The organism is Pseudanabaena sp. 'Roaring Creek' (assembly GCF_001402795.1).
GTDB lineage: Bacteria > Cyanobacteriota > Cyanobacteriia > Pseudanabaenales > Pseudanabaenaceae > Pseudanabaena.
In genome coordinates this window covers 1-1768 of the sequence record NZ_LIRE01000545.1, presented here as the reverse complement: position 1 = coordinate 1768, position 1768 = coordinate 1, and the positions used below count along the sequence as shown (strand labels likewise).

The following is a 1768-nucleotide window of genomic DNA, read 5'->3' as shown; positions in this document are numbered from 1 at the left end:
AGATTAAAGTCATTCATGGTATCAGATTTCTGATACAGTGCTTGCGCTAGGTAGAAAATCTAATAAGTAGTTCGGCATAATTAAAAACCAAAACCAGCGAGCATACCGCCCGCTATGCGGGCGGTATGCTCTTCTAGGTTTTAAGTTTACTTATGCCTAGCTACTTATCATATTTCCCCAAAACATTGCGGCAATTTCAGACTTATTTGGAAACTGCTATATGCCAGCATCGCTCGTTCGAGTCTTTACCGTAGCTCTAGTCCCTTTAGTCGCCAATCTATCACTGGGTTTGGCGCAATCATTGGCTCAGGTCAGTGAATATTGCCAATTTGATAACGAGGCGATCGCCAATAAAGACAAATTGCGGTCGGCAGCTTTTCAAGATCCCACCAATCAAGCAGCGATCGCCGAATATCAAGCGATCGTCAAGCAACATACGCAAGCTCTCCAAATCTGCCGTCAAAAATCTTGGCTGAAAACTCAAGGTGTCTGGCTGCGTCTCTATCCCTGCGATCTGCAATCGGGAAAACTCGATGAAGTGATGGATCGGATCATCAATCGAGGTTACAACCAAGTATTTATCGAGGTTTTTTCGGAAGGGAAAATCCTCTTGCCTCGTTCGGGAAATATCACAGCTTGGGAATCGCTGGTCGATGCGGATCGATACCAGAATGCAGATTTGTTACAACTGGCGATCGATAAAGGAAGAGAACGCGGACTGAATGTTCGGGCTTGGATATTTACGATGAACTTCAGTACCGCTTACGCCCGAGGAGTCGATCTTAATGGATTGCCCAAGCTAACGGTGGCGAGACAAAATGCGATCGCTCGCAATGCCAATGGCGATACGACAATGTCCATAGTAGAGAACTTAGGAAAAAATCCTGAAGGTGAAGTTCCCACTACCAATCAGCTATTTATCGATCCCTATAATTATCAAGCTCAGAACGATTTATACCTAGCGGTGCATGAAGTGCTCAAGCGCCACCCCGACGGAGTAGTATTTGACTATGTGCGTTATAAGCGTGGTGCAGGTGCGGCTTCGGTAGTCAGTAATGTGCGCTACCTCTGGATCTATGGCTCTGCTTCATTACAGGCTCTCCGCGATCGCGCCGAGAATTTTCAAGGCAGGGAACTGATCGACCGATTTCTCAAGCAAGGCTACGTGACTCCCACGGATTTACAAGCATTAAAAAAGCTCTATCCCCAAGAATCAGAGCCGCTCTGGCAAGGTCGTCAACCCTCAACTCTACCCAATCCTGCGATCGCCTATTGGCAGAGCGAACTTTGGCGGCTAGCGGTGGGACATGCGTTTATCGGCGTGACCTACTATCTCGGCATTGTCTCCAAACCTGTCTTTCGCGCAGGAATTCCCGCCAGTATTGCGTTTTTCTCCGATGGCAATCAACCTGTGGGAGAGGGTTTTGACTCGCGAATGCAACCTTGGCATTTGTTTACCAACGACTACGAGTGGCAACCAATGGCTTATGCGGTCTGTGGCAAACCCGATTGCATTGTGAATCAAGTCCTCAAGGTTGCTCAATACGCACCTAATGGAACCAAGATCGCCCCGATTTTAGTTGGGCAATGGAACGTACCCTCCGCCAATCGCCCATCCTTAGAAGCTCAAATGCAAGCCATTCATACTGCCATACCTGCAATTAATTCCCTCAGCCATTTTGCCTTTGGTTGGCAACTCCAAGAAGCCACTTTTTCGCGATCGCGTCAATTTTGCAAACTGTAGATCTTTTTGTAAGTAGTTAAGCAT

Annotated in this window: 1 protein-coding gene; it reads left to right on the top strand. The window is 47.2% G+C overall.

The annotated features are described in order from the left end of the window. The first annotated feature begins 220 nt into the window (after nucleotides 1–220). Nucleotides 221–1744, top strand: a complete 1524-nt coding sequence (locus AC805_RS16170; RefSeq protein WP_055076374.1) for a family 10 glycosylhydrolase — start codon at nucleotides 221–223, stop codon at nucleotides 1742–1744. Nucleotides 1745–1768 lie beyond the last annotated feature (24 nt).

Excerpts from the sequence above, each read along its gene's own strand:
- AC805_RS16170 (WP_055076374.1), top strand. The coding sequence starts at position 221 with ATGCCAGCATCGCTCGTTCGAGTCTTTACCGTAGCTCTAGTCCCTTTA.